The sequence below is a fragment of the Pseudomonas edaphica genome (assembly GCF_005863185.1).
GTDB lineage: Bacteria > Pseudomonadota > Gammaproteobacteria > Pseudomonadales > Pseudomonadaceae > Aquipseudomonas > Aquipseudomonas edaphica.
In genome coordinates this window covers 1-5,026 of record NZ_VBVZ01000467.1, presented here as the reverse complement: position 1 = coordinate 5,026, position 5,026 = coordinate 1, and the positions used below count along the sequence as shown (strand labels likewise).

General features: G+C 59.7%; 3 protein-coding genes, 1 tRNA gene and 1 pseudogene. 4 read left to right on the top strand and 1 reads right to left on the bottom strand.

The window, feature by feature from the left end:
• Window positions 1–65 precede the first annotated feature (65 nt).
• Window positions 66–476, bottom strand: coding sequence for a VOC family protein (locus FEM54_RS24340; protein WP_017138850.1), 411 nt, complete (start codon window positions 474–476; stop codon window positions 66–68).
• Window positions 477–739: 263 nt separating this feature from the next.
• Between FEM54_RS24340 and FEM54_RS24335 the strand changes: the two genes are divergently transcribed.
• From FEM54_RS24335 to FEM54_RS24320, 4 genes and pseudogenes are all read left to right on the top strand, one after another.
• Window positions 740–826: transfer RNA gene (locus tag FEM54_RS24335), tRNA-Leu, on the top strand.
• 376 nt (window positions 827–1,202) lie between these two features.
• Window positions 1,203–4,034 (top strand): xanthine dehydrogenase family protein molybdopterin-binding subunit, encoded by a 2,832-nt coding sequence (locus FEM54_RS24330; RefSeq protein WP_138453428.1) that lies wholly within the window; start codon window positions 1,203–1,205, stop codon window positions 4,032–4,034.
• Window positions 4,027–4,566 carry a (2Fe-2S)-binding protein gene (locus FEM54_RS24325; protein WP_138453427.1) on the top strand — a complete coding sequence of 180 codons (540 nt, stop codon included), beginning with the start codon at window positions 4,027–4,029 and terminating at the stop codon, window positions 4,564–4,566. The genes FEM54_RS24330 and FEM54_RS24325 overlap by 8 nt, the downstream gene beginning before the upstream one ends.
• Before the next feature lie 2 nt (window positions 4,567–4,568).
• Window positions 4,569–5,026 (top strand): annotated as a pseudogene (locus FEM54_RS24320) (c-type cytochrome); the annotation flags it as partial.

Below are 5,026 nucleotides of genomic sequence, written 5' to 3'. Positions count from 1 at the left end.
TGACTAGTGCGCTGAAAGCCTGGCGCACGATAAACGTATCGTTCGCCGCCCTCTAAGCAACCAGACTAAATGGCAGGGCCCTTCAGCTCGATCCGGTTGTCATCCGGGTCATTGAAATAGATCGACCAGCCTGTTCCGTCTGCGCCATAGCGCTTCTGCGCCTTTTCCGCAAACACACCCGCCTCAGCCAAGTGGTTGAGAATCGCGGATTCATCAAAAGGCTCAACCCTCAGGCAGACGTGATCGACATTATGCCTTTGCTTGCCCGCCGGCTCCCCACCTTCACGACCGATCGACCCGTTCACATCGACCAGGTCAATCAGGGACGTCCCGGCACTCAGGTGGATCATGCCGAGGTCGTCACGGCGCTTTTTGACCTCACAGCCCAGTACCGAGGTGTAAAACGCCAGGCTGCGGGTGATGTCTTTCACGCGTAAAACAACATGATCTATATGTTGGATTGAAAAGGTGCGCATTGCGATCATTCCTGTTTGATCATTGGTTTTGGTGTCGCCAAAGTCTTCAACTTAGCTGATTCTGGAAAACGAGTGCTGCATTTAACCCGTGGCATCGGCCCAGGACAGTCAGCCAACCCGCTTGGTGCAATGCCAGGTTGGCTGCGTAGATCACTGATCTGACAAGGTTTTTCAGCTCAGGATGAGCACGATAAAGGTGCGCCTCGACCTTGCATCCAAGCGCCGGGGTCTATATATTCCCAACCCTGCAACACCGCGCTACCGCCCGAATGGCGAAACTGGTAGACGCATGGGACTTAAAATCCCCCGCTCGTAAGGGCGTCCCGGTTCGATTCCGGGTTCGGGCACCATAGATATCAAGGGCTTGCATGATTTTTCATGCGAGCCCTTTTTCGTTTGTGCTCCCCCAAATTAGAAAACTCCACCGCTCGTTTTGTCGGCATGACATGTTTGCCGATCCTTTTGCGTGTGTAGCCATCCTGACATTCCCCTGATCCTTCGCGACCTTTGCTTCTACTCAGAGCAAAGCGGCAACGCGTTGATTCTTTGTTCGGTTTTTGTAACAGATTGTTTGCGGCAGGCGCAGAAACCTATAAAGTTAACCTTTCGGTCAGCTTTGCACTGTCAACTCCAGCCTTTTGTTTCCAGCGAAAGCGCTCCTGCAAGGATCGAGACCCCCAGAACATAACTAAAAGGGCGGACCCATAACCGCCCAGAGGATGATCCATGTCCAACCGTGATATTTCCCGGCGCTCGTTCCTTCAGGGCGGGCTGGTGGCGGGTGTGAGCGTGACGCTTACACCGCTCAGCACCCAGGCGCTGGCTGCCTTGATGGAAAACAGCGTGACCGTGCCGTCCGAGCAATGGCTGGGCAACAACGGCAAGGCGCGCTCGCGTAACGACGCCTTGTCCAAGGTCTGCGGCAGCAAAGTCTTTGCCCGCGACATCCGCGCCAAGGACATGCCGGGCTGGCCGCAGCAGCAGGGCCACGCCATGTTGCTGAAAACAACCAAGGCCGATCGCATCTACGCCGGCTACGATCTGTCGTGGCTCGGTGCCGACTTGCAGCCTGACCGCATTGTGACCGCCGCCGACCTGGACAAGGACGGTATCGTCTTCCCGGAAGAACACGCGCCGGATCCGCTGCTGCCGGAAGGCAAGGTGCCGATGTTCATCGGTCACCCTGTGGCGATCCTGATCTGGAACGACTTCGAGCGTTTCCGCCAGGCCAAGGCCAAACTCAAATTCAATGACAAAGCCATCCGTTACGGCGCCCAGGTGCCGTACTACGAACGTGACCCATACGGCAGCTTCCGCTACGTGCGCGTCGGCGGTGCGACCTCGGCGGACGAGGATGAATTCGCCAGCCTCAAGGATTCGATCCTGTTCCCCATGCTGAAAAACCGTCGCCCGGTGTGGAATTCCCAGCCGGACCTGCACGGCAACCTGACCGAGCGCGGGCTGTTTTACGCCGACCGGATGCAGCAGCAAATCGACGCGCAGCCCGACAACTGGCTGGTGTTCGACGAGCGCTACAAAACCCCGTCGATTGAACCGGCGGCGATGGAACCGGACAATGGCAACGGCTGGTACGACCCGGCCACCAAAACCTTGCACTTTGTCGTCGCGACTCAGTGCCCGCTGGAAGCCGCCACCGAAACCGCAAAAATGATCGCGCCATCGCGCTTCGGCCTGGCGAACCTGAACATGCACCCGGGCTACACCGTTGGTTACGGTTCCAAGGATCACAACATTTTTGTCTACTACGCAGCCCTCGCCGCGTTGTATGGCGCCGGTGTCCCGGTGCGCCTGGCCAACGACCGCTATGAGCAGTTCCAGAGTGGCATCAAGCGTCACCCGTTCGACATCCGTTACCAATTGGCGGTGGACAAGAACGATCACAGTTTCCAGATTTTTCGCGCCGAGATGAACGTCGATGGCGGCGGGCGGATCAACTACAGCCCTTCGGTGGCGGCGGTTGGCGCCACGGCAGCGCAGTCGATTTACTACATGCCGCAGAACGATTTGCAGGTCACGGCCTACCATTCCCGCGCGGTTGAAGCGGGTTCGATGCGCGGTTACGGCACCCTGCAGAGCATGGCCTCGACCGAGATGATGGTCGACGAAATCGCCGGGCGTCTGGGCATCGACGCCATCGACCTGCGCAAGAAAAACGCCATGCTCTCGGGCATGAAAAACACCCAGGGCGCGGTGCCGGCCGGGGCGTTGCGCTTACACGAGATTCTCGACAAAGCGGCTGCCCACGACGTCTGGAAAAACCGCGACCAGATCAAAAAGACGCGCGAAGCCGCTGACCCGGATAACTGGTATGGCGTGGGTTTTGCCATCTGCCAGAAAGACTTCGGCACCGGCTCCGAGGCGCCGATGGCCAGCATCGAATTCACCGCCGAAGGCCACGTGACGTTGCGCCATATCGGCATTGAAATCGGCACCGGCATGTCCACCTCGCAAGCGCTGGTTGTGGCGGATTTCATCGGCATTCCGGCCACGCAAGTGAAGACCGGCGAAACCGAATGGCAAGAGTTGCAACTGATCACGGGCGGCAACCCTTACGTCATGAGCCAGGCCGAGCAGGATGGTTTTTTGCGCAACCCACGTTGGGTCGGCAAACTGGCGTCGGCCTCGTCGGCGACCAATTCTGCGTATTACTTCAGCCACGCCACCCGTGAAGCCTCTCGGGTGCTGTTCAACCACGGCCTGTGGCCGGCGGCGTTGCAGATCTGGGGCCAAGGCCCTTACGGCGGCCAGGCCAACCCGTATGTGGTGCGCCGCGAAGACGCGCATTGGGTTGACGGCAAACTCACCGCCAATGGCATGCAGCCGCTGAGTTTTGCGCAATTGGCCAAACACGCCCATGAAAAAGGCCTGGTGACCGGCGCTACCGTGCACGGCTTCAACCGCTGGAGCTGGGCCGAGGCCGATTACAGCATCGACGGCGTGCGTGAACGCCTGCCGCTCGACGGTCTGGCCGTGAAGTACGGCGACGGCGCGCCGAAGGCGAAACTGGCGCAAATGACCAGCAACGGTTTCCACCTGCTGGATCGCCAGAACGTCCACTACCCGGACACCCAGTTGAACAATGCGGCGGTGACTTACTACAGCCCGGTCGCGACGCTGGTGGAATTGAAAGTGAACAAGGGCTCCGCCGACGTGCAAGTGCTCAACCATCACTCGTGGGTCGAGTGCGGTCGGGTGCTGGTGGAAGAGCTGGTCAAGGGTCAGCTCGAAGGCGGGATCGCCATGGGCATTGGCCATGCGTTGATGGAAGAGATGCCGCTGTACGAAGGCGGGCCGGGGGAGGGTGACTGGAATTTCAACCGTTACCGTTTGCCGATGGCCCGCCACGTTGCGGTGTGGAACCAGACGGCCGAAATCCTGGCGCCGCTGTCGCCGAGCGACCCGTCCAAGGGCATTGCCGAAGTGGTGATGATCCCGATTGTCGGCGCCATCGGTAACGCCGTGGCCCACGCCATCGGCAAACGTGTCCGCGACCTGCCCATCACTTCTGCGCGCATCAAGGAGGCCCTCAATGGCTAACCGTCCGTTTCAACTGACCCTCAACGGTCAATCCGTCGGCCCGGTGGACATCCCTGATGACCTGCCGATGATCGATTACCTGCACGAATACAAAAACCTCACCGGCTCGCGGCTCGGCTGCGGCCAGGGCATTTGCCACGCCTGTGTGGTGATCGTCGACAACCCGGACGGCACCAGCGAAGAAGTGCGCACCTGCATCACGGGGGCACACTATTTCGAAGGCAAAAAAGTCCGCACCATCGAAGGCCACGCAACCCGCGACGATCAGGGTAAAGTCACTGAGCTGAACCCGATCCAGCAGCGTTTTGTCGATGAATTCGCCTTCCAGTGCAGCTACTGCGCGCCGGGTTTCGTCAATGCCGCGACCGTGCTGGTCGAGAAGCTGCAGCGTCAGCCCATCGTCAAAAGCCAGCTGGAAAAAGTCATTGAGGACAGCCTCGGCCACCACATCTGCCGCTGCACCGGCTACGTGCGTTACTACAACTCGACCCGCAACGTGCTGACCGATCTCGGCCTGGTCAAGGAGGGTTAAGCATGAAGCAACTACTTTCCCGTCTTGCGCTGGCGGTTGGCCTGGCTGCGCCGGTGGTGTTGCGCACGCGGACGATCAAGTCAAACGCGGCGAATACCTCGCCCGCGCCGCTGACTGCATGGCCTGCCACACCGCACCGGGTGGCGCACCGTTTGCGGGCGGTCTGCCAATCATTTCGCCGTTCGGCACCATCTATGGCACCAACATCACCCCGAGCAAAGAGCACGGCATTGGCCTGTACACCGATGACGAATTCTTCGCCGCGCTCACCGAAGGCAAACGCCGGGACGGCGCGAATCTGTACCCGGCGATGCCGTACACCTCGTACCACCTGATGCCCCGTGCAGATTCGGACGCGATCCATGCGTACCTGAAAACCATCGAGCCTATCGAGCGTGCGGCGCCGGTTACCCGCCTGAGCTTTCCGTTCAACGTGCGTCTGGGCCTGATGGGCTGGAAC

What these genes read in the sequence shown, in the direction of transcription:
- FEM54_RS24340 (WP_017138850.1), bottom strand. Translation starts at nt 476, where the DNA reads ATGCGCACCTTTTCAATCCAACATATAGATCATGTTGTTTTACGCGTG.
- FEM54_RS24330 (WP_138453428.1), top strand. Translation starts at nt 1,203, where the DNA reads ATGTCCAACCGTGATATTTCCCGGCGCTCGTTCCTTCAGGGCGGGCTG.
- FEM54_RS24325 (WP_138453427.1), top strand. Translation starts at nt 4,027, where the DNA reads ATGGCTAACCGTCCGTTTCAACTGACCCTCAACGGTCAATCCGTCGGC.